Below are 26128 nucleotides of genomic sequence, written 5' to 3'. Positions count from 1 at the left end.
CAAAATGTGTTGCGCAACTGGCGATTGTCAATCGGGTGAAAACGCAATTATCGCCCCTGCCCTAAAGGGCAGAATAAATCCGCGTTATTTGGGACGGGTCAAGAGAGGGCCAACAAGCCCCCGGATTTGCGGGCAATGCGACCGCTCAGTTCGAGGGTCAAGAGCTCCGCACTCACCAGATCCTTGGGGGCGTCGAGCGCACGGATGAGAGCATCCTCGGGCAGGGCGGTGGTGCTCAGGCGTGACAGGATTTCGGTGTGCAATGCGGCATGATCCGACAGGCTGCGGGTTTGCGGGGTGGACGGCGGAAGGGTCACAGGTGCTGTCACGGGGGGGATCGGTCCGGTGCCATCGGGGGGCGTGGCCGTGCGGTCGGGTTGTGGTTCGGGGGGCGACAGCGGCATGTGCATCTGGCGTGTGGCGCGATGGGCGGGGCGTGACGCGGATACGGGCGGTGTCGCGGCCAGAGCCTCGAGCACATCACGCGCTCCACGGATCAATGTGGCCCCGTCCCGCAGCAACATGTTGCATCCCGAGGCGCGGCCATCGAACGGATGTCCGGGGACCGCCATGACCTCGCGCCCTTGGTCGAGGGCATTGCCCGCCGTGAGCAACGATCCGGATCTGGCGGCGGCCTCGACCACAATCGTGGCGCGCGACAGGCCGGAGACGATGCGGTTGCGCATGGGGAAATGCCGCGCGAAGGGCTTCATGCCCGGCGGTTGTTCGGAGATCAGGATGCCCGTGTCGGCGATGCGGTGGTAAATTCCGGTGTTCTCTTTGGGGTAGATCGTATCAAGTCCGCCCGCAAGCACGGCAATCGTGCCGCTGTCGATTGCGCCCTCATGGGCGGCGGCGTCGATGCCACGGGCCAGTCCCGACACGATGCCAAACCCCTCGGCGCCCAATTCGGCGGCAAGCGTGCGGGCAAAGCGCAGGCCCAAGGACGAGGCATTGCGTGCGCCGACGATGGACAGGAGCGGGCGTTCGATCAGCGACAGGTCGCCCTTCATCCACAACAGAGGCGGGGCGTCATCGAGATCGTATAGGAGAGACGGGTAGGCGGCATCGCCGCGGGCCACCAATGTCGCGCCAAACCTGCGTCCTGCGGCGAGTTCGGCGGCGACAACGCGCTCAGGGCAAATTTGATAATCCGATACGCCTGCGGCGCGGGCGACCTGTGGCAAAGCCTCAAGGGCTGCGGCGGCGCTGCCGTGTTCGGTTAACAATTTGAGGAAAGTCGTCGGGCCGACGCGGCGTGATCGCAAGAGGCGGAGCTGTGTGGCTCTATCTTCCACAGAGTGGGGTGGGGTGAGGGGGTGGTGGGAAGGGATGAAATCCAATTAAACCGCTCGCTCCGTCTCTTGCATCCCTAATGTCGCGCAAATTAGTTAATGAGCCGTTACCAAAACAAAGAAATGTTGAACTGCATTTAAGAAAACCGCGCTTTGAGATCTTAACCACGCCTGTCCTGTTGCCGTTACGTCACGGTTTGGTCTTGGAAATGTGTCCGTTGACGGCAAGGGCTGCTCCCGCGCCGACAATAATGGCCATGCCCGCGACCGAGATTCCGTCCGGCGTGTGGTTGAATATGGCCCATCCCAAAAGGGCGGCCCAGACCAGATGGAGGTAGTTGAGCGGGGCGATGATGGCGGCGGGGGCCTCGCGGTAGGCAACGGCGAACAGGAAATGCCCCGAGGTGGCCGTTATCCCGACAAAGGCCATCAACCCCAGATCGCGCAGGGGCGGGCGCACGGTGGCCATATGCGGAATCGCCGTAATCACGAAAAACACCGTGCCGACGAGCGTCACGAAGAACAGCATGGAAATGGCGGTTTCTGTGCGCGACAGGCTGCGGGTGAGCAAATGGAACGCGGTGGCGCAGCTCGCATTGCCAAGCGCCCAGAGCACGCCAACGGGATCAAGGCCGGATCCGGGGCGCAGCACCAGTAGCACGCCGCAAAAGCCCAGAATGGCAAAGAAGACGCCCCACGGTGTGATCTTTTCGCCAAGGATCGGCACGGCCAGTGCCATGACCGCAAAGGGCGACAGGTAGAGAATGGCGATGGTTTCGCCCACGGGCATCAGGCGAAGCGCGTGTCCCATTGTGAGCGAGGCCAGTGTCAGAATGCCCGCCCGTACAAGCACGAGCCGTGTGCGTTTGGTGGCCCATAGGCGTTTGCCCATTCGAGGCCCAAACAGTGTCGTGAGCAAGATAAAGCTCGTGAAATAGCGGATCGCCATCACCACAGGGACGGGATAGGCCATGGTCAATTGTTTGCTGAACACATCCGTGAGCGCAAAGAAAAGCGTGGTCAGGGCCACGAGAAAGATCCCGAATAGCGGGCGGCCCGCATCGGAGGCGGCGGACGGTGTGGCGGTCATGCGGCGGATGAACCTTGTGCGAGATACGGCGGGTGTCCCCCATGCGGTCGTGAGGCGCGGGGGTGCAGATGCGCTTTCAAGAACCATAGACCGCGGGTCGTGCCCTTGGGATGTCTAAGAACGAAAAGGCCCTGTGCGCACACGGGTCATGGAGGGAGGCCACGGGTTTGAGACGTGGCTCCTCATTCTTGTCATTGCAAAGCACGCGCAAAGCTCGCGCAGAGCGCAGGGCGCAGCGGGCATGGGGGGCGGGCTACTTTGCCGATCCGCCCACGGTCAGCCCGCCGATCATCAGGGTCGGTTGTCCGACGCCCACAGGCACCCATTGCCCCGCCTTGCCGCAATTGCCCATCCCGGGGTCAAGCGCCATGTCGTTGCCGATATGGCGGATCTGCTTGAGCGCGGTGGCCCCGTCACCGATGAGGGTGGCGCCTTTGACAGGGGCGCCGACAATTCCGTTCTCGACACGGTAGGCTTCGGTGCACGAAAACACGAATTTGCCGTTGGTGATGTCGACCTGACCGCCGCCAAACCCCACGGCGTAAATGCCGTCCTTGAGGTCGGCCACGATGTCCTCGGGCGGGGTGTCGCCGCCGAGCATATAGGTGTTGGTCATGCGCGGCATCGGCGTGTGGGCGTAGCTTTCGCGCCGTCCGTTGCCGGTGGGGGCCACGCCCATGAGGCGGGCGTTCTGGCGGTCCTGCATGTAGCCGACGAGCACGCCGTCCTCGATGAGGGTATTCTTTGCGCTGGGGGTGCCCTCGTCATCGACGGTGATGGACCCGCGCCGGTCGGGAAGGGTGCCATCATCCAGAACGGTCACGCCCCTGGCTGCGATCTGTTGGCCCATCAGGCCCGCAAAGGCCGAGGTTTTCTTGCGGTTGAAATCACCCTCAAGCCCGTGACCCACGGCCTCGTGCAGCAAAATACCGGGCCATCCCGGCCCGAGCACCACATCCATCACCCCCGCGGGGGCAGGGATCGCCTCAAGGTTCACACAGGCCACGCGCAGCGCTTCGCGGGCCACGGGTTTCCAATGATCGGGCGCCATCAGCCCTGTGATGCCGGTGCGTCCACCACCGCCCGACGATCCGCTTTCGCGGCGGCCGCCCTGTTCGACGATCACCGACACATTCAGGCGTGTCATGGGGCGGATGTCGGAGACAAGCCCGCCTTCGGGGCGCAAAATGAACACTTCCTGATAGGAGGCCGCCAGAGAGGCGGTCACTTGGACCACGCGCGGGTCGAGGGCGCGCAAATAGGCGTCAATTTCGGCAAGGGTGTCGATTTTGGCGTCGAATGCGGCGCCCTCCATCGGGTTGTCGTCGGTGTAGAGTTTTACATTGGTCGCACGGGGCGCATCGGCCATCGTGCCGCCGCCGTGACCCACGGCGAGGCGCGCGGTCTGCGCGGCGCGTTTAATTGCGGCCTCTGAAATTTCTGTGGAATGGGCGTATCCGGCGGTTTCGCCCCGCACCGCCCGAAGCCCGAATCCCTCGCTTGCGTCATACGATGCGTTACGAATCCGTCCGTCATCGAACACCAGGCCCTCGGATGTGCGTCTTTCGAGGAATAGCTCGCCGTCATCGGCCCCGTTCACCGCTTCGCGCAGTGTTTTGAGGGCCGCATCGCGGTCCAGAGCGTCATTGAATGGGTCAAAACGTCTCGTTGACATAAAATTATGGTCCTCAGGGCTTGATCTAGATCAAAAAAAGCGGTCAAACGGGAACCCAAAGCAGGGCGTTGAGGGACTACTATGACCTTCAGCACCAAAGACACAAATGAAAATGCGTTCGACCAACGGGCGCAGCGATACAGGGCACGTAGTCCTGAATGCACAAATGGGAAGAGAACATGCGCACTAAATCCCTCACCACTGGTCTGATGGCCGCCTTTTTCGCCGCGACAGGTGCCGTTTCGGCTCTGGCGCAAGATGCCGGTGAGCTGCTTGGAGCTCCGCACCCCAAGGGCGTCGATTTCCAGGAGCCTGCGACCGAACTGGCGCGTGACCTGCAATGGCTCGACGGCATGTTGAACTGGGTCATCGGCGCGATTGTTTTGTTTGTTGTCTTGCTCATCGCGGTTGTGATTGTGCGGTTCAACCGCCGTACCAACCCGACGCCGTCGACATTCACCCATAACACACCGATCGAGGTGGCGTGGACGATTGTGCCGATTCTGGTGTTGGTCGTCATCGGTGCGTATTCGCTTCCCGTGTTGTTCAAACAACAAGAAATCCCCGAAGGCGACATCTACATCAAGGTCACCGGTTACCAGTGGTACTGGGGCTACGAGTATGTCGACGAGGGCTTCGGCTTTGACAGCTACATGATCGGTCAGCCGGCCACGGGCGGCAATTACACCCGTACCCCCGAGATCGAGCAGGCGCTTGTCGACGCGGGCTACACCGCCGACCAGTTCCTTCTGGCCACCGACACCCAAGTGGTCGTGCCAATCGGCAAAACCATCGTCATGGGCGTGACCGGCGCGGACGTGATCCACTCGTGGACCATCCCCGCGTTCGGCGTGAAACAGGACGCCGTTCCCGGCCGTGTGGCCGAGCTTTGGTTCAAAGCCGAGAAAACCGGCACCTTCTTTGGCCAGTGTTCCGAGCTGTGCGGCAAAGACCACGCCTATATGCCGATTACGGTGAAGGTTGTGTCCGAGGCCGATTACGCGATCTGGCTGGCCAGTGCGAAAGAGGAATATGCGGCGCTTGATACCGGCCCGCAGACGATCAAACTCGCTTCCGCCGACTAAGCGACACGCGATACCATTGGAGAGCGGGCGGCCTGATCGCCCCTCTCGCCCAAATAGCCCACGCACACTTACTTTGCCGCCCCGGACCAGAGGCTCAGCCCACGATGGGGTGGCGGCACGCCAAAAGAAAGACCGCGATGACTGACGCGACCATCAATTTTGACGACGACCGCGAAGCGGGCTTTGGCGACTATTTCGCCCTGTTAAAGCCGCGCGTGATGTCTCTGGTCGTGTTCACCGCACTTGCGGGCCTGTTTGTGGCCCCGGGTCAAATCCATCCGTTTGTCGGCTTTTTCTCGATCCTGTGCATCGCCATTGGCGGCGGTGCATCGGGGGCGTTGAACATGTGGTATGATGCCGATATCGACCGCGTGATGAAGCGCACGTCCAAACGTCCGATCCCCGCCGGAAAGGTCGAGGCGGGCGAAGCGCTTGCCATCGGTCTGACGCTGTCGGGCTTTTCCGTCGTGATGTTGGGCCTTGCGTCCAATTGGGTTGCGGCGGGTCTGTTGGCCTTTACCATCTTCTTTTACGCCGTGGTTTATACCATGTGGCTCAAACGTTCGACCCCGCAGAACATCGTGATCGGCGGTGCTGCGGGCGCCTTTCCTCCGATGATCGGGTGGGCGGCGGTGACGGGCGATATTACCCTCGCCTCGACGTTGATGTTTATGCTGACCTTCATGTGGACGCCGCCGCATTTCTGGGCTTTGGCACTGTTTATGAATTCGGATTACGACAAGGCCAAAGTGCCGATGTTGACCGTGACCCACGGCAAGCGCGCCACCCGCGCCCATATCCTTGTCTACACCTTTGCCCTTGTGATGACCGCATTCGCATTGTTCCTCACGCCGCTTGCGGGATGGGCCTATCTGGTTGTGGCCGTGGTCATGAATGCCGCGTTCCTTAAGGGCGCGTGGGACATTTACCGCCGCGACGAAGTGCAGGCCGAGGCCGATAAATACAAAGTCGAAAAATACGTGTTCAAGCTTTCTTTGGCTTATCTGTTTTTACATTTCACAGCCCTGATGGTGGACAAGATGCTCCTCGGTTTCGGCATTGGAGGTCCATTCTGATGGCCATTGCCCACATTCATAAAGTTCACGAAAGTCGCAAATCCCGCAATGTCGGGCTTGGCCTTGTGCTTGGCCTGTTTGTTGTTCTGGTGATGGGATTGACGGTCGTGAAGCTCACCGCACAAAACAACGCGCTGATGCCCGGTGTCGGTCCCGCCCAACAAGGGGTGACAAAGTAATGGCCACCGCAGCCCCGCAGAAAACGGCTCTCAAACTTCTCGGCGTTGTCGTTACGATGGGGGCGCTCGCGTGGGCGTCGGTGCCGTTCTATTCGTGGTTTTGCAAAGTCACGGGGTTTGGCGGCGAGACTGCCGTGGCCGATGCCGGCTCTGACGTGGTGCTCGACGAGACCATCAAAATCCGCTTTGATGCCTCTATTGACCGTGGCTTTCCATGGACGTTCCGCCCCGTCGATCGCGAGATGGAATTGCGCATCGGTGAGACGGGTCTGGCATTTTACGAGGCGATCAACACCTCCGACCGCGTGATCGCAGGAACCGCGACTTATAACGTTGCCCCCTTTGAGGCGGGCGGATTTTTCACGAAAATCGACTGTTTTTGCTTTACCGAACAGGTTTTGCAACCCGGAGAGAGCGTGCTGATGCCCGTGACTTTCTACGTCGACCCCGATATCACAACGGACAGGGATGCAAAGTTCGTGCATCGTATTACGCTGTCCTATACATTCTACGAAACGGATCTGCCCGAGGACTACGCCGCACTTGATAACGGCGCAGCCAAACAAACAGATCTCAACTAACCCGATAAGGGACCATCTCAAGGGAGAGGGACGCACCAATGGCGCACGAAAAGAACCACGACTATCACATTTTGCCGCCATCGCCGTGGCCACTGCTTGGCTCTATTGCAGCCTTCATCATGCTCTTTGGCGCCGTTCAATGGATGGCCAATGACAACCCGTTCATCTTTCTGATCGGCTTTGTCGGCGTGCTCTACGTGATGTGGAGCTGGTGGCGCGAGACCATCATCGAGAACCAGGCGGGCGATCACACGCCTGTGGTCCGCATCGGCCTGCGCTATGGCTTCATCATGTTCATCATGTCCGAAGTCATGTTCTTTGCCGCATGGTTCTGGGCGTTTTTCAAGAACGCCATGTATCCGATGTACGAATATGCGGGGACATCCTATGTCAAACCCGACATCATTCCCGTCGATGCCTTTCACCTGCCACTGATCAACACGCTGTTGCTTTTGTGTTCGGGGGCGATGGTCACATGGGCGCACCACGCGCTTGTCCACGGTAACGTGCGCAAAGACATCATTGCCGGCCTTGCGGGCGGTGTCTTGTTCGGTGCGGTGTTCACCCTGTTTCAAGCCTACGAGTACTACGAACTGCTCGTGCACGAGGGTTGGACCTTTGGCGGCGAGTTCTTCTATGGCTCCTTCTTTATGGCCACGGGCTTTCACGGCGCACACGTCATCATCGGCACAATCTTTTTGCTGATCTGCCTGCTGCGCGCCCAACGCGGCCACTTTACGGCAGAGGATCACATCGGTTTCGAGGCGGCCTCCTGGTACTGGCACTTCGTGGATGTTGTCTGGCTCTTCCTCTTCGTGGCGGTTTACATTTGGGGCCAGTAACGCCCTCGTAGGTTTCGTCCGGAACCAGAACAGATTAGAAGGGCGCAGAGGGAAACCTTTGCGCCCTTTATCTATGGAGACACGCCATGCGCCGCGGCTTTTTCACCACGCTGATCCTTGGGCTGATAGGCTTGGGTATCCTGATCTCTTTGGGGCTTTGGCAAAAGGGGCGGATCCCGCAAAAGGCCGCCGCGATTGCCAAGATCGAGGCGATGATCAACGACGCCCCTGTAGAGCTGCCTGACTGGCCCGAGCCACAGCATGATGCCTATCTCCCTGTGAAGCTGCACGGCACATTTGGCGAGGCCGAGTTACATGTGCTTGTCTCGTCGCGGGATTATGGCGCGGGCTTTCGCATCATTGCCCCGTTTACGGCGGACACGGGGCGTATCGTGATGGTGGATCGTGGATACGTGCCGACGGCGGCCAAGCTGGCCGAGCGCCCGAAAGGTACGATCGAGGTTATAGGCAATCTGCAATGGCCCGACGAGCGCGACCGTTTTATTCCGCAAGACGACCCTGACACCAACTATTGGTACGCCCGTGATGTCGTGAAAATGGCCGCGGCGCTACAGGTCGAGCCGGTTCTGATTGTCGCGCGCGAGAGCACAGGGGCCGGCATTTTGCCGATGCCCACGACCGTTGCCTCGATCCCGAACAATCACTTTAGCTATATGGTGCAATGGTTTTTGTTCGCCGCCGTTTGGTTCGGGATGACAAGCCTGCTGCTGTGGCGTATGAGGTCCAAGCGCGGGTAGGCCCGCATGATGTAACCGGCCCTATAACGGGAAGACGAGCGATGAAATATATCTCCACACGCGGCCAAGCGCCGGACCTTTCCTTTGAAGATGCCATGCTCACGGGGTTGGCCTCTGACGGTGGGCTGTATGTGCCCGCGAGCATCCCGACCCTGTCGGTGGATGAAATCGCGGCCTTTGCAGGGCAATCCTACGAAGAGGTCGCCTTTCGCGTGATGAAGCCTTTTATCGGCGAGACCTTTACCGATGCCGAATTCAAAGAGATCATCGCCAAGGCCTACGCCACCTTTGGTCACGATGCCCGTGCGCCGCTTGTGCAACTGGGTCCGAACCATTTCCTGTTGGAGCTGTTCCACGGCCCGACATTGGCGTTCAAAGATTTCGCGATGCAGCTTATCGGCCAGTTGTTCCAAGCCGCGCTTGAGCGCCGTGGTGACCGCGTGACCATCGTTGGCGCCACCTCGGGTGATACAGGCTCGGCGGCGATCGAGGCCTTTAAGGGGCTGCATAACGTCGATGTCTTTATCTTGTTCCCGCATGGGCGCGTCTCGGATGTGCAGCGCCGTCAGATGACAACGCCGACCGAGTCCAACGTCCATGCGCTCGCCGTCGAGGGTGATTTTGACGACTGTCAGGCGGCCCTCAAAGAGATGTTTGCCGACCATGAGTTCCGTGACGGGGTGAAACTGGCCGCGGTCAATTCGATCAACTGGGCGCGGGTTCTGGCGCAGGTGGTATACTATTTCACCTCCGCCGTGTCGCTCGGCGCACCACATCGCAAGGTGTCGTTCACCGTGCCTACGGGTAATTTCGGTGATATTTTCGCGGGCTATATCGCCAAGCGTATGGGGCTGCCCATCGACAAGTTGGTGATCGCAACCAACCAGAACGACATTTTGCATCGCACGATGGAAACGGGAGCCTGCACCAAACACGGTGTGACCCCGTCAATCTCGCCGTCGATGGATATTCAGGTCAGCTCCAATTTCGAACGTGCCCTGTTCGACGTCTACGACCGCGAAGGCGCCGCCATTGCGCAGTTGATGGACGAGTTCAAATCGGGCGAGTTCAAAATTAGCCAAGGCGCAATGGACCGTTTGCGCGACCTGTTCGCCTCTGGCCGCGTCTCCGAGGATGAAACCTCCGCCACCATCGCCGCGCTTCATGCGCGCACGGGTGAGGTGCTTTGCCCGCACACGGCTGTGGCCGTCAACGTGGCCGAGGCGCATCTGTCCGGTGTGCCGATGATTTCGCTCGCGACCGCGCACCCCGCAAAATTCCCCGCAGCCGTGCAAGATGCCTGTGGCATTCATCCCGATCTGCCCGAACGCATGGGTGATTTGTTCGGCAAAGACGAACGTTTCACCGTTGTCCCCAATGATCTCGCCGCGCTCAAAGCGTTGGTAAAGGAGCGTATCGTTTGACCGTTCAACTGCACACTTTGTCCAACGGTTTCCGGATCGCCACAGAACACATGCCCGGGATGGAAAGCGCATCGATTGGCGTGTGGGTTCTGGCGGGGGGGCGCCATGAGCGGATTGAGCAAAACGGTATTGCGCACTTTCTCGAACATATGGCCTTTAAAGGCACCGCGCGGCGTTCGCCGTTGGATATCGCCGAAGTCCTTGAAAACGTCGGGGGGTATCTGAACGCCTATACCTCGCGCGAGGCGACCGCCTATTACGCCCGTGTGTTAAAAGATGACGTGTCTTTGGCGCTCGATGTGATTGGTGACATCCTGATGAACCCTGTGTTCGACCCGCGTGAGTTGGAGGTTGAGCGCGGTGTGATTTTGCAAGAAATCGGCCAGTCGCTTGATACCCCCGATGATGTGATTTTTGACTGGCTGCAAGAGGCGGCCTATCCGTCACAGGCGCTAGGTCGCACCATTCTGGGGCCAACGGAACGGGTGAATGCATTCTCGCGTGAGGATCTCGCGGGTTTTATCTCCGAACACTATTGTCCCGAACGTATGGTCCTGTCGGCGGCGGGGGCGGTCGATCACGATACGCTTGTGCGCGAGGCCGAGGCGATTTTCGGTGGCCTGTCCAAACGCGGTGATGACACGGCTACCACAGCCGTGTTTCACAGCGGTGAGTTTCGCAAAACCAAGGATCTCGAACAGGCGCATTTCACGCTTGCCTTTGAGGGACCAGGATACCGCGACGAGGATATCTATATCGCACAGACGGCGGCGACGGCGTTGGGCGGTGGTATGTCCTCGCGCCTGTTCCAGACCATCCGCGAACAGCGCGGGTTGTGCTATACGATCTACGCGCAATCGGGGGCGTATTCCGACACGGGTATGACCACGATTTACGCCGGCACATCGGGCGAGGAGGTCAAGGATCTGGCCGAACTGACCATTGACGAGATCAAGCGCGCCGCAGGCGAGATGCGCGTTGATGAGGTCGACCGTGCGCGTGCGCAGATCAAGGCAGGCCTGTTGATGGGGTTGGAAAGCCCGTCAAGCCGTGCCGAGCGCAATGCCCGCATGATCGGTATCTGGAACCGCGTCCCCGAGCTGTCCGAAACGGTGGCCCGTATTGATGATGTGAGCGTCGAAAAGGCCCGCAACTTCCTCGCCTCGATGGGGCAGGGGCATGTGGCAATGGCGCTGTACGGACCCATTGAAAAAACGCCCTCTCTGGAGGCGCTGCAAGATAGGTTTGCCGCCTGATGCTGACGCGCAGGGCCAAGGTCCGGATTGATACGGAGCGCATGGTGTTGCGGTTGCCACAGCATGGCGATTTTCGACCCTGGGCCGAATTGCGCGACCGCAGCCGTGATTTTTTGCAGCCGTGGGAACCCAAATGGGCCGATGACCACCTGTCACGCAAAGCCTTTTCCAATCGCGTTTATTGGGCCGAACGGGCGGTGAAATCCGACACGGGTCTCCCCGTGTTCTTGGTGCGCCGTGCCGACAATGCCCTTTTGGGGGCAATCACGCTCGATAATATTCGCCGTGGCCCTGCACAGGCAGGAACAATAGGATATTGGATCGGTGCGCCCTATGCGCGGTCGGGCTACATGCGTGAAGCCATTGAGGCCGTGACGCATTACGCCTTTGCCAGACTTGATTTGAGCCGTATCGAGGCCGCGTGCCTGCCCGAGAATACCGCCTCGCGCGGGGTGCTTGAAAAGGCGGGGTTCAAATACGAGGGCGTCGCACAGGCCTATTTGCAAATCAACAACCGGTGGCGCAATCACGTACTATACTCGGCCCTGCGCAGCGACCGTCGCGGACGCACAGAGGTCGGGTTGGCCTGACCCCTACAGGAGGTTTGATCGTGCAACGTTGGATTGTCTTTTTGCGTGCGGTCAATGTCGCCGGACAAGGCAAGTTGCCGATGGCCGCGTTTCGCGCGGCGCTGACGCAGGCGGGGTTTGCGGATGTCCAAACCTATATCCAAACCGGCAATGCGTTGGTTTCATCGCCACTGGGGCGGGGTGAGGTCGAGGCAAAGGTGGAAGCAATTTTGCGCGAGAGCTTTGATTTGGAGCGCCCCGCCAATGCTGTCACGCTTGATGAACTCGAGGCCGCATTGCGCCACAATCCCTACCCGCAGGCGATCGAGACGCCACAGCGATTGCATCTGGTGTTTTTGCGTGGCGAGATCAGTTTTGACGCGGAGGCCTTTGCGGCCCTGTGCGACAAGGGCGAAGAGTTTGCGCTGATCGATCAGGTGTTCTACCTCTACACGCCCAATGGCACCGCGCGCTCGAAACCGGCGGCGCGTTACGAAACCTATGTGCGTGCCGAAATGGTCACCGCACGCAATCTCAACTCCTGTCGCAAAATCGCGGCTTTGGCGCGTGGCGCATCGCCCGTCTGAACCGCGCAAAGGACTGTTCAATATGACCAACCAACCCTCTGCCGATTTCCTGTCACATCTGACTTCCGCTCTGCCCGAGGGGACGTTTCAGCCGCGTCAGACGGGCGAGCTGGATGACCCGCGCGGGCGTCATGCGGGGCGTGCGGCGCTTGTGGCGCGTCCGCGAACCGTGGATGAGGTCGCGACAATCGTGCGGTTGTGCAACGCGGCGGGGGTCGGGGTTGTGCCGCTTGGCGGTGGGACGGGGTTGGTTCTGGGTCAGGTGGCATACGACGGGCCCGAGCCCATTGCGATCTCGTTGGAACGCATGAGTGCCGTGCGCGGGGTCTACCCGTCCGAGAATGTGATTGTGGTCGAGGCCGGTGCGGTTCTGGCCAACGTCCAAGCCGCAGCGGAGGCCGGGGACCGCCTGTTCCCGCTCTCGCTTGCCGCCGAAGGATCATGCCGGATCGGCGGCAATCTGGCGACCAACGCGGGCGGGCTCAATGTGCTGCGCTATGGCAATACGCGGGACTTGTGTTTGGGCCTTGAGGTGGTGATGCCCTCGGGGGAGATTTGGCACGGGCTGAAACGGCTGCGCAAGGACAACACGGGCTATGACCTCAAAAACCTGATGATCGGCTCCGAGGGGACGCTCGGAATTATCACCGCCGCCGCGTTGCGTCTGTACCCGCGCCCCGAACATGAGGCTGCGGCGTTTATGGTGGTGAGCGATCCGCAGGCGGCGTTGGATTTGCTGTCCATGGCGCGGAGCCGGATTGGCGAAGGCATTTCGGCGTTTGAACTGATATCGGGTGTGGGGTTGGACTTTTTAACCGAAACCCTGCCCGAGGTGCGCCAACCGTTTGCGCAGCGCCCTGAATGGTGCGTGTTGATCGACCTTGGCCTGTCGGGTGTCGGCGATCCGCAAGAGGCGCTTGGCGGGCTGTTCGAGGCGGCACATGCGGCGGGGGTGGTGCAGGACGGTGTGATTTCGTCGAGTGCCGCGCAACGGGCCGAGTTTTGGGCGGTGCGCGAGCGTATTCCGGAGGGCAACAAGCGCATCGGTTCGATTTCGAGCCATGATATTTCGGTGCCGCTGTCGCGCATCCCCGCGTTTATTCCTGACGGGATCGCGCGGTTGAATGCTTTGGGTGATATCCGCGTCAATTGCTTCGGGCATCTGGGGGACGGCAACCTGCATTACAACGTCTTTCCCGCCAGGGGCCGTGAGCGTGCGGATTTTGATGCGATCCGCGGCGCAGTCAAAAAGACCGTTCACGATCTGGTGCATGCCTATGACGGATCGGTGAGCGCCGAGCATGGTGTCGGGCGGTTGAAGGTCGAGGATCTGGAGCGCTATCAGGATCCCGTGAAACTGGCTGCGATGCGGGCGATCAAGGACGCGTTGGATCCGAACGGTATTATGAACCCCGGTGCGGTGTTGCGGGTGCGGGACTGAGGGCGCATTGCGATAAAGCCGAGCGGTAAATCCGGAAGCTTGTCAAAAAGGTGCGCCCTGACCGGGGGGCGGTCAGGGCGCATTTAGAATGTGATGTTTTCACATCGGTGCAAGCAACGTTCCTTGCTCCAAGGAACACGGATATGTTTACGCCGCGAATCTTACCAAACCGTTCACGTTCCCTCGAAATCGCACAGCGCATGTACGGAATATCCCAGATCTTCCAAGACTTTGCGCCCACCAAGCTCGGGAAGGTCGACGATGAACGTGGTGCCGACGATTTCCCCGCCCAGACGTTCGATCAGTTTGATCCCAGCCTTGGCTGTCCCGCCTGTGGCCAAAAGGTCGTCCACGATCAGGATTTTCTCGCCGGCCTTGATGGCGTCGTCATGGATTTCCACCACAGCCTCACCGTATTCGAGGGTATAGGCCTCCGAAATCACTTTTCCGGGCAGCTTGCCCTTTTTGCGCACAGGGACAAAGCCCACCGACAGTTGGTGGGCAATCGCACCCCCAAGGATAAATCCGCGCGCCTCAAGGCCCACGACCTTGTCGATCTGTTGACCCACGAAGGGATCGAGCATCTGGTCAATGGCCAACCGCATTCCACGTGGATCGGCGAACAGGGTCGTGACATCGCGAAACATGATCCCTTCGTGGGGGAAATCAACGATGGTGCGGATGTAGTCTTTGACGGTTTTCATCTGGTGTTCCTTGGAATCCGTGGCGTGTCGTGGGTCAGTATCGTGGGTCACTCGGGGTCGAAATTCAGGATGCAAGAACCCGCCCCGCAACCGCGTCGAGTTTTGCCACCATCGCGGGGTCGCGTTTGTCGGGCGCGGTCATGATGGCGTATTCGAGGGCGCGGTCACAGCCGTGGGCGCAAGGCGCATAGGCGGAGGTCAAAAGCGCAGGTAGGGCGGCAACGAGGCCTTTGGCATGGGCCGAGTTCGCGCCAAGCGTGGCGATGATCGCGTTGATGTCGACCTCGCCGTGGTCGGGGTGCCAACTGTCATAATCCGTCACCATCGCGACGGACGCATAGCAGATTTCGGCTTCGCGGGCGAGTTTGGCCTCGGGCATATTGGTCATGCCGATCACATCCGCGCCCCAACTGTCGCGGTACATGCGGCTTTCGGCGAGGGATGAGAATTGCGGACCTTCCATCGCCAGATAGGTGCCGCCCATGTGGACCGTCACCCCCGTTTGCCGCGCCGCCTCATAGGCCAGACCCGACAGGCGGGCGCAGGTGGGGTGCGCGACGGACACGTGGGCGACGAGGCCCGTGTCGAAAAACGTCTTGTCGCGGTTCACCGTGCGGTCGATGAACTGGTCGACGACGACAAAATCACCGGGGGCGAGTTCCTCGCGAAACGATCCCACGGCGGAGACGGACAACAGGTCCGTGACGCCAAGGCGCTTCATGGCGTCGATATTGGCACGATATGGCACGGATGTTGGCGTGTGGACATGGCCACGCCCGTGACGCGGCAAAAATGCCATTTTGACCCCATCCAGAGTGCCGGTAAAGATCTGGTCGGACGGATCGCCCCACGGGGTTTCGACACCGACCCATTTGCCGTCCTCTATCCCGTCGATCTCGTAGACGCCGGAACCGCCCATCACGCCAATCATCCGTTCCATGTGTCGTTCCTCGTCTGAGTCTGTTTGGCGCTACAGTGCCGCGCCCGCGTCCGGATGAAAAGCCGCAATACCATCAAAACCGGGTCACAAAGCGTGAGCAGGTTGGCGTCATGGGCCATCGGCTTACGTCTGGACATTTGCCGCCGTAGCGGCGTGGGGGGATTGTCACGATCGTGGGCCGGATGGCCGTGCATTATGCGGTCACGGTCCCCCCCCTATTGGCGCGTTTGACGCTCTGTCGGGGGATCGTGTTGTGACCTGCCCACCACGGCGGGTGTGCGTGCGGGTCCTCTCCCTTTGCCTTTGGCGCTAACACGCGTTAGAAGGCGGCCAAACGCATATATCCAAATATTGGGGATTTCCCGTGATTCAATCTGCTCTCGCATCTTTTGCGAAGAACCTGTCCATTTCGGGCGGCGACACAAAGTTGACGCCCTCGCAATTTAAAACCGAACTCTTGTCGGGCCTGACCGTGGCCTTGGCGCTCGTCCCCGAGGCTGTGGCCTTTGCCTTTGTGGCGGGGGTTCACCCGCTTGTGGGTCTTTATGCGGCCTTTATGGTCGGGTTGATCACCGCGATCTTTGGCGGGCGCCCCGGTATGATTTCGGGGGCAACGGGGGCTTTGGCCGTTGTCATGGTGGCGCTTGTGGCCGAGCACGGGGTTGAATACCTCTTTGCCACCGTTGTTCTGATGGGCATTTTACAAGTGCTGGCGGGTGTGTTCCGTCTGGGCAAATTCATCCGTTTGGTGCCACACCCCGTGATGCTCGGGTTTGTGAACGGTCTGGCGATCGTGATTTTCCTCGCGCAGATGACCCAGTTCAAACAACCCGGATCCGATTCCTTTATGACGGGTGGTCCGTTGATGATCATGCTCGTTCTGGTCGGCCTGACGATGGCCGTTGTGCATTTCCTGCCCAAGGTGACCAACATCATCCCCGCGCCGCTTGCGGGGATTCTGGTCACGGCGGTTGTGGTGATTGCCTTTGACCTGCCCGTGCCACGCGTGGGCGATATGGCCGCGATCAAAGGCGGCTTGCCGACCTTCCACATCCCTGCGGTGCCGATGTTTGAAAGCCTGCCGCAGTTCCTGTCTGTGCTCGAAGTGATCTTTCCCTATGCCTTGATCCTCGCGGCGATCGGTCTCATCGAGAGCCTGTTGACCCTCAACCTCGTGGGCGAGATCAAGGGCGAGCGCGGCGGCGTGTCCCAAGAGTGTATCGCTCAGGGCGCGGCCAACGTGGTCACGGGCTTCTTTGGCGGCATGGGGGGCTGTGCGATGATCGGCCAATCGATGATCAACGTGAAATCGGGCGGACGCACGCGCATCTCCGGTATCACCGCTGCATTGTTCTTGTTGGCCTTTATCGTCGTTGCATCGCCGCTGATCGAACAAATCCCGCTCGCGGCACTGGTCGGTGTGATGTTCATGGTGGTGATCGGCACATTTGCATGGAACTCGTTCAACGTGATGCGCAAAGTCCCCAAAACAGACGCCTTTGTGATCGTGCTCGTGACCGTGGTGACCGTGCTCGAAGATCTCGCGATTGCGGTGGTTGTGGGTGTGATCGTGTCGGCTCTGGCCTATGCATGGCAAAACGCCTCGCGCATCCACGCCAAGACCTACGAGACCCCCGAGGGGGCAAAGGTTTATCAAATTCAGGGACCGTTGTTCTTTGGCTCGGCCGAGGGGTTTCAGGAGTTGTTCGACCCCGCCGCCGACCCGTCGATGGTCATCGTTGATTTCGCAGACAGCCGCGTGGCCGACCAATCCGCCCTCACCGCGATCGAGGCCGTGGCGCTGAAATACGAGGCGGCGGGCAAGGAAATCCAGTTGCGCCATCTCAGTCACGATTGTCACAACCTGCTCACCAATGCGGGCCACCTGATGGTCGATAGTGACGACGATCCCGATTACGAAATCGCCACGGATTACCAAGTGCGCACCGGTATTCTCGGCGCGGGTCACTAAGACGCGTCGATATTATGAAGCAATAAAAGGGGCCTTTGCGGGCCCCTTTTTGTGTCCGATGTATACAGGCCGGCCTGCGTTGACGGGCCTCAGTCGTTGGGCCGCATCAGTTCGAACACCTCTTTGACTTCGGCGTAATCGCGGTAGCCCAAGCGCGACAGCATCCGTGCTTTGACCACATCGAACCGTCCGTTCACCACGCAATCATCGCGCATGTGGATGCCGACGACTTCGCCGAAGACCGCGTGATTGTCGGCACCTGCGAGGCGCACGACCTGTGTGAGCCTGCATTCCAGAGTGGCAGGGGCGTCGGACACGCGGGCGCAGGCGATCTCGCCACATTCGGCCCGCATCGCGCCTGAGTGGGCAAATTCGTCCTGATGGTGGGCGAGGGCGGCGGAGGACAGGTTCATGATGTGTGCGGCCTCGGCCCCGACGATGTTGACGCAAAACACGCCGGTTTGTTCGACATTGTTGAGGGTATCCTTGCGGCCTGACGAGGCGAACATCACCTGAGGTGGTTCATAGGCCACTGCGTTAAAGAACGAGTAGGGCGCGAGGTTGTCGTGGCCTTCGGCGGAGCGTGTTGAAATCCATCCGATGGGGCGCGGCGAGACAATCGCATTGAACGGATTGTGGGGAAGGCCGTGGCCATCAGCGGGGCGGTAAAACATCATGCGTCTTTCTCAAGGGGCGGGGGCGTCAGGTACAAAGGTGCGTTGCCCCTCACTTAGTCCCATGTTAGCAAAATTTCGAGAACAAACTGGACTCGCGGCGACATAAGGGGCGCAACGCGGGCATGGCGAGGGGGCACGCGGTGTATCGGATCGACGTCGAAACGGCGGATGATTATTGGGAGGTGGAATACCTTTACGACACCTGTTTTGCACCGGGGCGCGAGCTTTTGTCGTCGTACCGTTTGCGCGACGGTGTGCGCCGTGTAACCGATCTATGTATTGTGGCCCGTGACGAGGGCGAGGTTCTGGCGGCCGCGATCCGGTACTGGCCTGTTCGTGTGGGCGAAAGTGGCGCGATGGCGCTTTTGCTCGGGCCGATTGCCGTTCACCCGACGCGACAGGGCGAGGGCCTTGGCGGGTTGTTGATGACCGATAGCATTGAACGGGCGGGCAAGCTCGGATGGGAGCGGGTGCTTTTGGTCGGTGACGCGCCTTATTATTCGCGTTTTGGCTTCGAGAAACTCGATCACGTGGCGATGCCGCCGCCGACCAACCCCGACCGCGTGTTGGGCTATGAGTTGGTTGAGGGCGCATGGGACGGCGTGACGGGTGACGTGCATAAGGCGATTTAGGACGCCTCTCTTGGCAAACGTGCTACGCCTCCCCACATTGATCCCATGAAACACAAACTTCCCGCGCTTACCGATGGCGACAACGCCGTGTTGCAAGCTCCGACAGAGGCGGCGATTGCCGATCTGGCGCGCAAACTCAAACGGGCGAACAATCCCGGAATGCAGCTGTTGAACCTTGTCGGCGGCACCGCAGACGGGGTGTTCGGCAAGCTGCCCAAACCCGTGCGCGGCGGATTGGAAAGCGCCACGCTTTCGGCGTTGGAGTTGGCTTTTGATGGTGCATCGCGTACCCGCAGCCGTGGCTATACGGGAGGCGGATGGTTGAGCCGTGCGGTGTCCTCGGCCTTGGGGGCGGCGGGCGGCGCCGGTGGATTGCCCTCCGCTCTGGCCGAACTGCCTGTGACCACAACGGTCTTGTTACATACCATTCAGGGCGTCGCAGAGGAACACGGGTTCGACCCGACCCGCGATGATGTGCGCAAGGCCTGTATTCAGGTGTTTGCCGCCGCAGGTCCGTTGGCGGATGATGACGGTGCGGATTTGGGGTTTCTGGCCGCACGCACCACCCTGACAGGGGCCACGTTGAGCGGGATTATTGCAAAGGTCGCGCCCCGGTTTTCCATCGTTCTGGGGCAAAAACTCGCCACGCAAACCGTGCCTGTTTTGGGCGCTGTCGCAGGGGCGGCGACGAATTACGCCTATACCGCCTACTATCAGGACATGGCGCATGTCACCTTTGGCATGATGCGCATGGCCGAGGATTCGGGAGAGCCGTTCGAGGTGCTCAAAGACCGGTTGGCCGCAGCCTATAAGGCGCTATAGCACCACGCGGTGGTGTCGTCGCCTAAACCGCGATGCCATTGTCCGCCAGATAGCCGACAATGGCCGCCCGTACGGATTGATCGCCCCGCGCGGCAGCCGCATCGACAAGGGCCACAACCTCGTCAAGGTTGACCTTGCGCAGCACCGATTTCACAGGGCCGATGGAGGCGGGGCGCATCGACAAGGTGCGCACTCCCATTGCCGCCAGTGCCACGGCCTCAACGGGACGACCCGCGTCCTCGCCGCAAAACGATACGGGCGTACCATGCGTGTCACACCGGCTGACAATTTGGCGGATGAAGGTCAAAAACGATACGTTGAGCGTGTCATAGCGGCGGCGCACCCGTTCGTTTTCACGGTCCGCAGCAAAGAAAAACTGTTTGAGGTCATTGCCGCCGATCGAGATAAAATCGGTTTCCTTAAAGAACTGATCGGGCGCAAAGGCGAGCGAGGGGGTTTCCAACATCGCGCCCACTTCGACGTCGGAGGGCAAGACGTGCCCGAGGCGCTCCTCGTTCACCAGTTCGGCGTCGAGCATGGCCTTGGCGGCGCGGAACTCTTCGAACTGGGCCACAAACGGAAACATGATTGTCAACGGACGCCCCGCACAGGCCCGGATAAGGGCCTGCAACTGCATCCGCATCACACCGCGTTTATCAAGCCCGACACGGATCGCGCGCCACCCCATGGCGGGGTTCGGTTCGTCTTGCGGCTTCATATAGGGCAGCACTTTGTCGGACCCGATATCAAGCGTGCGAAAGGCCACGCGCTTGCCGCGGGCGGCGTCCATGACGCGCCCGTACAGGGACGCAAGCTCGCCCCGGCGTGGGACTTTGTTGCGAATCAGGAACTGTAACTCGGTGCGAAACAGTCCCACGCCCTCGGCCCCCGACGAGGTCAGGGACGGCAGATCGGCCATCAGGCCTGCGTTCATGTGCAACTGGATACGCTTGCCACAGGTGGTGTCGGTGGGCAGGTCGACAAGCCCGACGTAGCGTTCCACCGCCTGTGCCTGCATCGCGATTTTTTCGCGAAAGGCGCGGGCAACGTTCTCTTCGGGGCGCAGGTGGACAATGCCTTGGTCGCCGTCAATAAGGATGTGGTCGCCGTTCAGGGCCTCGGTGGTGATCCGGTCGGCGTGGATCACGAGCGGGATGGCCCATGCGCGGGCCACCACGGCGGCGTGACTGCCGACCGAGCCTTGTTCCAATACGATCCCGCTGAGGTTCTTGCCGTAATCCAACAGTTCACCCGGGCCGATGTTGCGTGCAATCAGCACCGCGTTTTCGGGCATCTCGGCCCCTGTTTCATGGCCCTGACCCGTCAGGATCCGCAAGAGGCGGTTGGACAGGTCATCCAGATCGTGAAGGCGCTCGCGCATATAGGGATCGGAGGAGGAGGACAGGCGCGTACGGGCAACGGATTGCTCTTTCTCCACGGCGGCCTCGGCGGAGAGACCCCGCGTGATATCGGCCTCCATCCGGCGCATCCACCCCCGTGAATTGGCAAACATCCGGTAGGTTTCCAACACCTCGCGTTGGTCTTTTTCACCCGGCTCCAGATGCGACAGCATGTCGTCAACGGAAATGCGCAGGGTATCAACGGCTTCGTTGAGGCGCTGTGTTTCGACATCGGGGTCGTCGGCCACGGGGTTGGTGACGACAACGCGCGGCTCGTGGAGGTAGACCTTGCCCTCGGCCACGCCCTCTTGGCCTGTGGTGCCGCGAAACAGCACGGGATGGGTGTGCAGGCCAAAGGCGCTGTCCTCGCCGACAAACGCGCCCAGTTCGTTCATCTCGGCCAATACCATCGCGACCACTTCGAGGGCATAGACCTCGTCGTCGGAAAACTGGCGGGCCTGTTTGGATTGGACCACCAAAACACCAAGCGTGTCGCCAAGGCGCTGGATCGGCAGGCCGAGGAAGGAGGAATAAATTTCCTCCCCCGTTTCGGGCATATAGCGAAATCCGCGCTCGGATGGCGCATCGGCGGAGTTGATGGTTTGTTTGGACCGGGCCACACGACCGACAAGGCCCTCGCCGATGCGCATACGGGTCTGGTGGACGGCTTCGGCCTTGAGCCCTTCGGTTGCACACAGTTCCAATGTGTCATTGTCGCGGAACAGATAGATCGAGCACACTTCGGTACGCATGCTGTCGGCAATCAGGTGGGTGATGTGGTCCAGACGCTCCTGGCTGCCTGTATCTTCGGCCAACGTATCGCGCAGGCGACCGAGTAGCTTTCGACTATCACTTTCGCTGCTGTCTTGCATCGGTTCCGATGTCCCTGCCTGTTACGCGCCATCCCTTTAGGGGCGATCGGTTCGTTTAGAGCACAAATGGGGGCGGGGGCCAGTGCAAATCAACCCCGAGGGGAGCGCCAAGGCACTTTGAGCGTGAATTCGCATAGTTTTCCGACAGTTAATGCTGCAACTGCAAAGATATGCTGCGGTCGCGAAGGTCTTTTGCACCCGTTAAACGTGTTTGTGGTGTTGTGTTTTAGATCAGGCGGAGAGGACAGGTTTGTTCGCATATGCGCCCCGCGTACGAAAACCCCCGCGCCTACAAAGAGGGCGGGGGAATATCCGTGGCGATCAGGTCGACGTTCAGACTTTGTCGAGCTCGAAGGCATCGTGCAGCGATTGCACGGCGAGTTCGGTATATTTGCGATCCACCAGAACGGAAATCTTGATCTCCGAAGTGGCGATGACCTTGAGGTTGATGCCCTCTTTGGACAGCACGTCGAACATTTTCGCCGCGACGCCCGATTGCGACCGCATGCCGATGCCGACGAGCGAAATCTTTGCCACATCCGGATCGCACAGCAATTCGGTGTAGTTGATGCCGCCGCTGTCCTTGGCTGAGTCGAGTGCGGATTTGGCGCGCGAAACCTGATCGGTGGGGCAAGAGAACGTCATGTCCGTTTCGCCGTTGTCAGAGATGTTTTGCACGATCATGTCGACGTTGATGCCGGCCTCGGCCAGAGGGCCAAAGATGGCAGCGGCGATACCGGGACGGTCGGCCACCGCGACGAGGGTCATTTTCGCTTCTTCACGCGATGCGGCGATGCCGGAGACAGGTTTGTTTTCCACGATTTCCTCCTCGGCACAGATCAGCGTGCCAGCATTGGGGTCATATTCCTCGAACGACGACAAAACGCGCAGCTTGACGCCGTAGCGCATGGCAAGCTCGACCGAACGGGTTTGCAGCACTTTCGCGCCCAAAGAGGCCAGTTCGAGCATTTCCTCGAAGGCGATCTTGTCCATCTTGCGCGCTTTGCTTTCGATGCGCGGGTCGGTGGTATAGACGCCGTCGACGTCGGTGTAGATGTCACAGCGTTCCGCGCCGAATGCGGCGGCAAAGGCCACGGCGGTGGTGTCGGATCCGCCACGGCCAAGCGTGGTGATGCGGCCTTCGGGGGAAATCCCCTGAAAGCCCGCGACGACAGCGACTTTCATACCCTCGCCGAATTTGGCGGTGATGTTGCCGGTCGGGATTTCCTCGATCCGGGCGGCGCCATGCGCGGAGGTGGTTTTGAGCGGCACTTGCCATCCCTGCCACGACCGCGCGGGCACGTCCATTTCCTGAAGCGTCAAGGCCATCAGGCCCGCCGTTACGTTCTCGCCGGAAGAGACGATGGCGTCGTATTCGCGCGCATCGTACATCGGAGAGGTTTCATTGACATAGCCGACAAGCTTGTTGGTTTCGCCCGACATGGCAGAGACCACGACAATCACGTCGTAGCCATTGGCCACTTCACGTCCCACGCGCTTTGCAGCCCGTTTGATTTTATCGAGTGTGGCGACAGAGGTGCCGCCGAATTTCATCACGAGAACTGGCATTTTGGCCTCATCTCCCCCGTCTGAATGATCTGGGGTTCTTTAAGAGCGCCGGAGCGAAAGGGCAAGGCCATGCGCATATCTGCGGATGTTTTTTGGCCACCCGTTGCGGTCAGTCCCCTTATGGGGCTGCGATTGGCCTAGTTGGTGTTGCGCTTGGGCGTAAAAGGCAACGGCATGACGGCGATACCGTCCTCGATCAGCGCCTTGGCATCGGCCAGATTGGCCTCGCCGTAGATGGCGCGGGCGGGGGTGTCGCCATCATGCATGGCGCGGGCCTGTTTGGTGAATTCCAACCCCACGTAGTCGGAGGTGCTTTCCACATGTTTGCGCATGGCCGCGATGGCGCGTTCAACGTCACTGGCGGGGGCCGAGAGCGGCGTGGGCGTGTCATGGGGGCCGTCATGCGTCACGGGCAAAGGTGCGGGATCGGGCGATGTGACGGGCGCGGATGTCCCCTGATCGGAGCCGTCCTTGCGGGCGGTTGATACGGGGGGCGCCATGAGGGCCTTGGTCACGCGCGAGCTGTCGCAGACCGGACAGCTGACCTGACCTGCAGCCGTCAACACGTCGAACCCGTCAGCGGATTTGAACCAACTGTCAAAGCTGTGATCGTTTTGGCATTTGAGCGTGTAACGGATCATGGGGGCTCGTTATGGGGCTTCGTCTAAGGGGGTGGGCATGTCAGGTCTATATATAGGGCGCGGTGCGACAGCGCAAAGGCCCAATCCGGACGGCTGATGTGCGGGCGCTATAGTCCGCGCGGATCAAAGGTGCGGATGATCTGGGCCAACTCGGGGAACGGCACGCGGGCGGCGGCCTTTTGCGGTGACATCCATTTGCGTTTGCGTTGGCCCTTTTCGGGAAAGTCATCGTGCAGTTCGGCAACTTGAAACGGGAAAACCGCGACGACACAGGGCATGGGGGCCTCATCGGATGCACGCAGTTTCCGATAAGAGTAAATCCCCAGGCACACTTCGGACGGGGTGCCTTTGACGCCGGCCTCTTCCCATGCTTCGGTCGCGGCGGCCTCGGCGGGGGTGGCTTTGTGCATCGGCCATCCTTTCGGGATGATCCACCGTTTGCGGTTGCGCGATTTGATCAGGAGCACCTGAAGTTTATCGTCCTTGATACGCCAACACAGCGCCCCGAATTGCGTGCGCACCCCTGTTTTCGGGGTGTTGCCCAATTTCAGGCGGCGTTGTTTGGTTTTGATAGGCGACATATGGGTCATTGTCTGCTCGAAGTGCTTTTCAACAGGTTAACCCCAACGCACAAACAGACGAAAGCACTTTCGACCCGAGGGGGGATGTTCTTGTGCGTGTGGCGGCGCGGGAGCGTCCGTGGCTTTTGGCCGAGCGTACAAATGGCACCCGCGACCGTAATGGTCAGGTGCGGGTTTTGGTGCGGCAGGGCGGTCGGAAGTCTTACCGATTTAGAAGGGTTATTAGAAGAATTCTAAAACTTGATCTGGGTCATATTCACAATCTGCCTTTTGTAGAATTGTGCCTGTTGAGCGCGCGACACGACTCAATCAATGGAGTTTCCCATGTCAGTTCTACGAGGTCTTTTCCTTACATCTGTTGCGGCATTGGCCGCCCAGTCGGCTGTTGCGCAGGATCTGCGCACGGATGCTTTGGACTATTTCAAACCGCTGCCGTCCACCGTTCCTGCGGTCGCAGACAATCCCATCACCGAGGAAAAGATCGATCTCGGTAAGGCGTTGTTCTTTGATCCGCGTCTTTCTGCCTCGGGCGTGTTCTCGTGCTACTCGTGCCACAACCTGACCACGGGGGGGGATGACAATATGGAAACGTCCGTGGGGCACGGCTGGCAAAAAGGGCCACGCAACTCGCCAACTGTTCTCAACGCGGTGTTCAACGAGGCGCAGTTCTGGGACGGGCGTGCCGACGACCTCAAGGCCCAAGCCAAAGGTCCGATTCAGGCGGGCGTCGAGATGGCCAATACGCCCGAAAACGTCGTGGCCACGCTGTCGTCGATGGGGGACTATGTGACATGGTTCACCGACGCCTTCCCCGAGGACGGCGAACCCGTGTCGTTCGACAATATGGCCAAGGCGATCGAGGCATTCGAGGCCACGTTGCTGACACCTGCGCCATTTGATGCGTGGCTCAACGGTGACGATGCCGCCATGACCGAGGATCAGGTCGCGGGTCTGGGCCTGTTCATGGATAAGGGCTGTGTGTCGTGCCACTCCGGTGTGAATATCGGCGGTGAGGGTTACTATCCGTTTGGTCTGGTTGAAAAACCCGGTGCGGATATCTTGCCCGAGGGCGACCGTGGCCGGTTTGCTGTGACTGATACGGTGGATGACGAATACGTCTTCCGGGCCGGTCCGCTGCGCAACATTGCTTTGACCGCGCCGTATTTCCACTCCGGCAAGGTTTGGGATCTCAAAGTCGCAGTTCAGATCATGGCGGAAAGTCAGCTTGGCGAGGTTCTGTCGGATGGCGAGGCCGATCAACTGGTGGCGTTCCTCGGGGCGCTGACGGGGGATATGCCTGAAATCGTCACACCCGTGTTGCCCGCCGAGACGGCGACAACACCGCGCCCGTCGCAGGATATTCTTCCGAACTGATCCGCGGGGGATAGGCCGGACGCGACGAAAGTTTCCAACGGCGTTTTGAAACGCGGGCGGCCCCGTTCGGGGTCGTCCGATTGCGA

The 26128-nt window shown here is 60.1% G+C and carries 25 protein-coding genes; 15 read left to right on the top strand and 10 right to left on the bottom strand.

Annotated features, from left to right (window positions below; all coding sequences use genetic code 11):
* Positions 1 to 98: 98 nt before the first annotated feature.
* The 3 genes from dprA to tldD all read right to left on the bottom strand — a co-directional run bounded on the left by dprA (position 99) and on the right by tldD (position 4060).
* Complete coding sequence (gene dprA / locus ACN0Q0_RS01905) at positions 99 to 1298, bottom strand: DNA-processing protein DprA (RefSeq protein WP_417241968.1); 1200 nt, start codon at positions 1296 to 1298, stop codon at positions 99 to 101.
* A 187-nt stretch (positions 1299 to 1485) separates the two neighbouring features.
* Complete coding sequence (locus tag ACN0Q0_RS01900; RefSeq protein ID WP_417241655.1) at positions 1486 to 2385, bottom strand: DMT family transporter; 900 nt, start codon at positions 2383 to 2385, stop codon at positions 1486 to 1488.
* Positions 2386 to 2638: 253 nt separating this feature from the next.
* Entirely contained in the window at positions 2639 to 4060 is a 1422-nt protein-coding gene (gene tldD, locus ACN0Q0_RS01895; RefSeq protein WP_417241654.1) for a metalloprotease TldD, read from the bottom strand.
* A gap of 179 nt (positions 4061 to 4239) precedes the next feature.
* On the opposite strand from tldD, the gene coxB reads away from it, so the two are divergent.
* The 11 genes from coxB to ACN0Q0_RS01840 all read left to right on the top strand — a co-directional run bounded on the left by coxB (position 4240) and on the right by ACN0Q0_RS01840 (position 13858).
* Complete coding sequence (gene coxB / locus ACN0Q0_RS01890; protein WP_417241653.1) at positions 4240 to 5145, top strand: cytochrome c oxidase subunit II; 906 nt, start codon at positions 4240 to 4242, stop codon at positions 5143 to 5145.
* Between the two features lie 137 nt (positions 5146 to 5282).
* On the top strand, positions 5283 to 6221 hold the full coding sequence (gene cyoE, locus ACN0Q0_RS01885; RefSeq protein WP_417241652.1) for a heme o synthase: 939 nt from the start codon (positions 5283 to 5285) through the stop codon (positions 6219 to 6221).
* Positions 6221 to 6400 (top strand): hypothetical protein, encoded by a 180-nt coding sequence (locus ACN0Q0_RS01880; protein ID WP_417241651.1) that lies wholly within the window; start codon positions 6221 to 6223, stop codon positions 6398 to 6400. The genes cyoE and ACN0Q0_RS01880 overlap by 1 nt, the downstream gene beginning before the upstream one ends.
* Positions 6400 to 6981 carry a cytochrome c oxidase assembly protein gene (locus ACN0Q0_RS01875; RefSeq protein WP_417241650.1) on the top strand — a complete coding sequence of 194 codons (582 nt, stop codon included), beginning with the start codon at positions 6400 to 6402 and terminating at the stop codon, positions 6979 to 6981. The genes ACN0Q0_RS01880 and ACN0Q0_RS01875 overlap by 1 nt, the downstream gene beginning before the upstream one ends.
* A gap of 38 nt (positions 6982 to 7019) precedes the next feature.
* Positions 7020 to 7823 carry a cytochrome c oxidase subunit 3 gene (locus ACN0Q0_RS01870; protein ID WP_417241649.1) on the top strand — a complete coding sequence of 268 codons (804 nt, stop codon included), beginning with the start codon at positions 7020 to 7022 and terminating at the stop codon, positions 7821 to 7823.
* Positions 7824 to 7909: 86 nt separating this feature from the next.
* Positions 7910 to 8581, top strand: coding sequence for an SURF1 family protein (locus tag ACN0Q0_RS01865; protein ID WP_417241648.1), 672 nt, complete (start codon positions 7910 to 7912; stop codon positions 8579 to 8581).
* A gap of 41 nt (positions 8582 to 8622) precedes the next feature.
* On the top strand, positions 8623 to 10005 hold the full coding sequence (gene thrC, locus ACN0Q0_RS01860; protein ID WP_417241647.1) for a threonine synthase: 1383 nt from the start codon (positions 8623 to 8625) through the stop codon (positions 10003 to 10005).
* Positions 10002 to 11261, top strand: a complete 1260-nt coding sequence (locus ACN0Q0_RS01855; protein WP_417241646.1) for a M16 family metallopeptidase — start codon at positions 10002 to 10004, stop codon at positions 11259 to 11261. The genes thrC and ACN0Q0_RS01855 overlap by 4 nt, the downstream gene beginning before the upstream one ends.
* A complete protein-coding gene (locus ACN0Q0_RS01850) occupies positions 11261 to 11851 on the top strand; it encodes a GNAT family N-acetyltransferase (RefSeq protein WP_417241645.1) in 591 nt (196 codons plus the stop codon). The genes ACN0Q0_RS01855 and ACN0Q0_RS01850 overlap by 1 nt, the downstream gene beginning before the upstream one ends.
* 20 nt (positions 11852 to 11871) lie before the next feature.
* A complete protein-coding gene (locus ACN0Q0_RS01845; RefSeq protein WP_417241644.1) occupies positions 11872 to 12417 on the top strand; it encodes a DUF1697 domain-containing protein in 546 nt (181 codons plus the stop codon).
* 22 nt (positions 12418 to 12439) lie between these two features.
* Positions 12440 to 13858 (top strand): FAD-binding oxidoreductase, encoded by a 1419-nt coding sequence (locus ACN0Q0_RS01840; protein ID WP_417241643.1) that lies wholly within the window; start codon positions 12440 to 12442, stop codon positions 13856 to 13858.
* A 173-nt stretch (positions 13859 to 14031) separates the two neighbouring features.
* On the opposite strand, the gene ACN0Q0_RS01835 is transcribed toward ACN0Q0_RS01840, so the two are convergent.
* Both ACN0Q0_RS01835 and ACN0Q0_RS01830 read right to left on the bottom strand, forming a co-directional pair.
* Entirely contained in the window at positions 14032 to 14562 is a 531-nt protein-coding gene (locus ACN0Q0_RS01835) for an adenine phosphoribosyltransferase (protein WP_417241642.1), read from the bottom strand.
* Between the two features lie 64 nt (positions 14563 to 14626).
* Positions 14627 to 15502, bottom strand: a complete 876-nt coding sequence (locus tag ACN0Q0_RS01830) for an S-methyl-5'-thioadenosine phosphorylase (protein WP_417241641.1) — start codon at positions 15500 to 15502, stop codon at positions 14627 to 14629.
* A 364-nt stretch (positions 15503 to 15866) separates the two neighbouring features.
* Between ACN0Q0_RS01830 and ACN0Q0_RS01825 the strand changes: the two genes are divergently transcribed.
* Positions 15867 to 17474, top strand: a complete 1608-nt coding sequence (locus ACN0Q0_RS01825) for a SulP family inorganic anion transporter (RefSeq protein WP_417241640.1) — start codon at positions 15867 to 15869, stop codon at positions 17472 to 17474.
* An 89-nt stretch (positions 17475 to 17563) separates the two neighbouring features.
* Here the strand turns inward: ACN0Q0_RS01825 and ACN0Q0_RS01820 are convergent, their stop codons facing one another.
* Positions 17564 to 18148 carry a flavin reductase family protein gene (locus ACN0Q0_RS01820; RefSeq protein ID WP_417241967.1) on the bottom strand — a complete coding sequence of 195 codons (585 nt, stop codon included), beginning with the start codon at positions 18146 to 18148 and terminating at the stop codon, positions 17564 to 17566.
* A 143-nt stretch (positions 18149 to 18291) separates the two neighbouring features.
* Here ACN0Q0_RS01820 and ACN0Q0_RS01815 point away from each other — a divergent pair, with 143 nt between their 5' ends.
* Positions 18292 to 18783, top strand: a complete 492-nt coding sequence (locus tag ACN0Q0_RS01815; protein ID WP_417241639.1) for a GNAT family N-acetyltransferase — start codon at positions 18292 to 18294, stop codon at positions 18781 to 18783.
* A gap of 45 nt (positions 18784 to 18828) precedes the next feature.
* Positions 18829 to 19605, top strand: a complete 777-nt coding sequence (locus ACN0Q0_RS01810) for an EcsC family protein (protein ID WP_417241638.1) — start codon at positions 18829 to 18831, stop codon at positions 19603 to 19605.
* 22 nt (positions 19606 to 19627) lie between these two features.
* Here ACN0Q0_RS01810 and ptsP read toward each other — a convergent pair whose 3' ends face one another.
* From ptsP to ACN0Q0_RS01790, 4 genes are all read right to left on the bottom strand, one after another.
* Positions 19628 to 21877: a phosphoenolpyruvate--protein phosphotransferase gene (ptsP, locus tag ACN0Q0_RS01805; RefSeq protein ID WP_417241637.1), complete on the bottom strand. Its 2250-nt coding sequence runs from the start codon at positions 21875 to 21877 to the stop codon at positions 19628 to 19630.
* A 333-nt stretch (positions 21878 to 22210) separates the two neighbouring features.
* Entirely contained in the window at positions 22211 to 23446 is a 1236-nt protein-coding gene (locus ACN0Q0_RS01800; RefSeq protein WP_417241636.1) for an aspartate kinase, read from the bottom strand.
* 137 nt (positions 23447 to 23583) lie between these two features.
* Positions 23584 to 24087 carry a DUF1178 family protein gene (locus ACN0Q0_RS01795; RefSeq protein ID WP_417241635.1) on the bottom strand — a complete coding sequence of 168 codons (504 nt, stop codon included), beginning with the start codon at positions 24085 to 24087 and terminating at the stop codon, positions 23584 to 23586.
* Between the two features lie 107 nt (positions 24088 to 24194).
* Entirely contained in the window at positions 24195 to 24668 is a 474-nt protein-coding gene (locus tag ACN0Q0_RS01790) for an NUDIX hydrolase (protein ID WP_417241634.1), read from the bottom strand.
* 324 nt (positions 24669 to 24992) lie between these two features.
* On the opposite strand from ACN0Q0_RS01790, the gene ACN0Q0_RS01785 reads away from it, so the two are divergent.
* On the top strand, positions 24993 to 26042 hold the full coding sequence (locus ACN0Q0_RS01785; protein ID WP_417241633.1) for a cytochrome-c peroxidase: 1050 nt from the start codon (positions 24993 to 24995) through the stop codon (positions 26040 to 26042).
* Positions 26043 to 26128: the final 86 nt, after the last annotated feature.

The organism is Celeribacter sp. (assembly GCF_048259695.1).
Lineage (GTDB): Bacteria > Pseudomonadota > Alphaproteobacteria > Rhodobacterales > Rhodobacteraceae > Celeribacter.
This window is presented reverse-complemented; position numbering and strand designations above follow the sequence as displayed.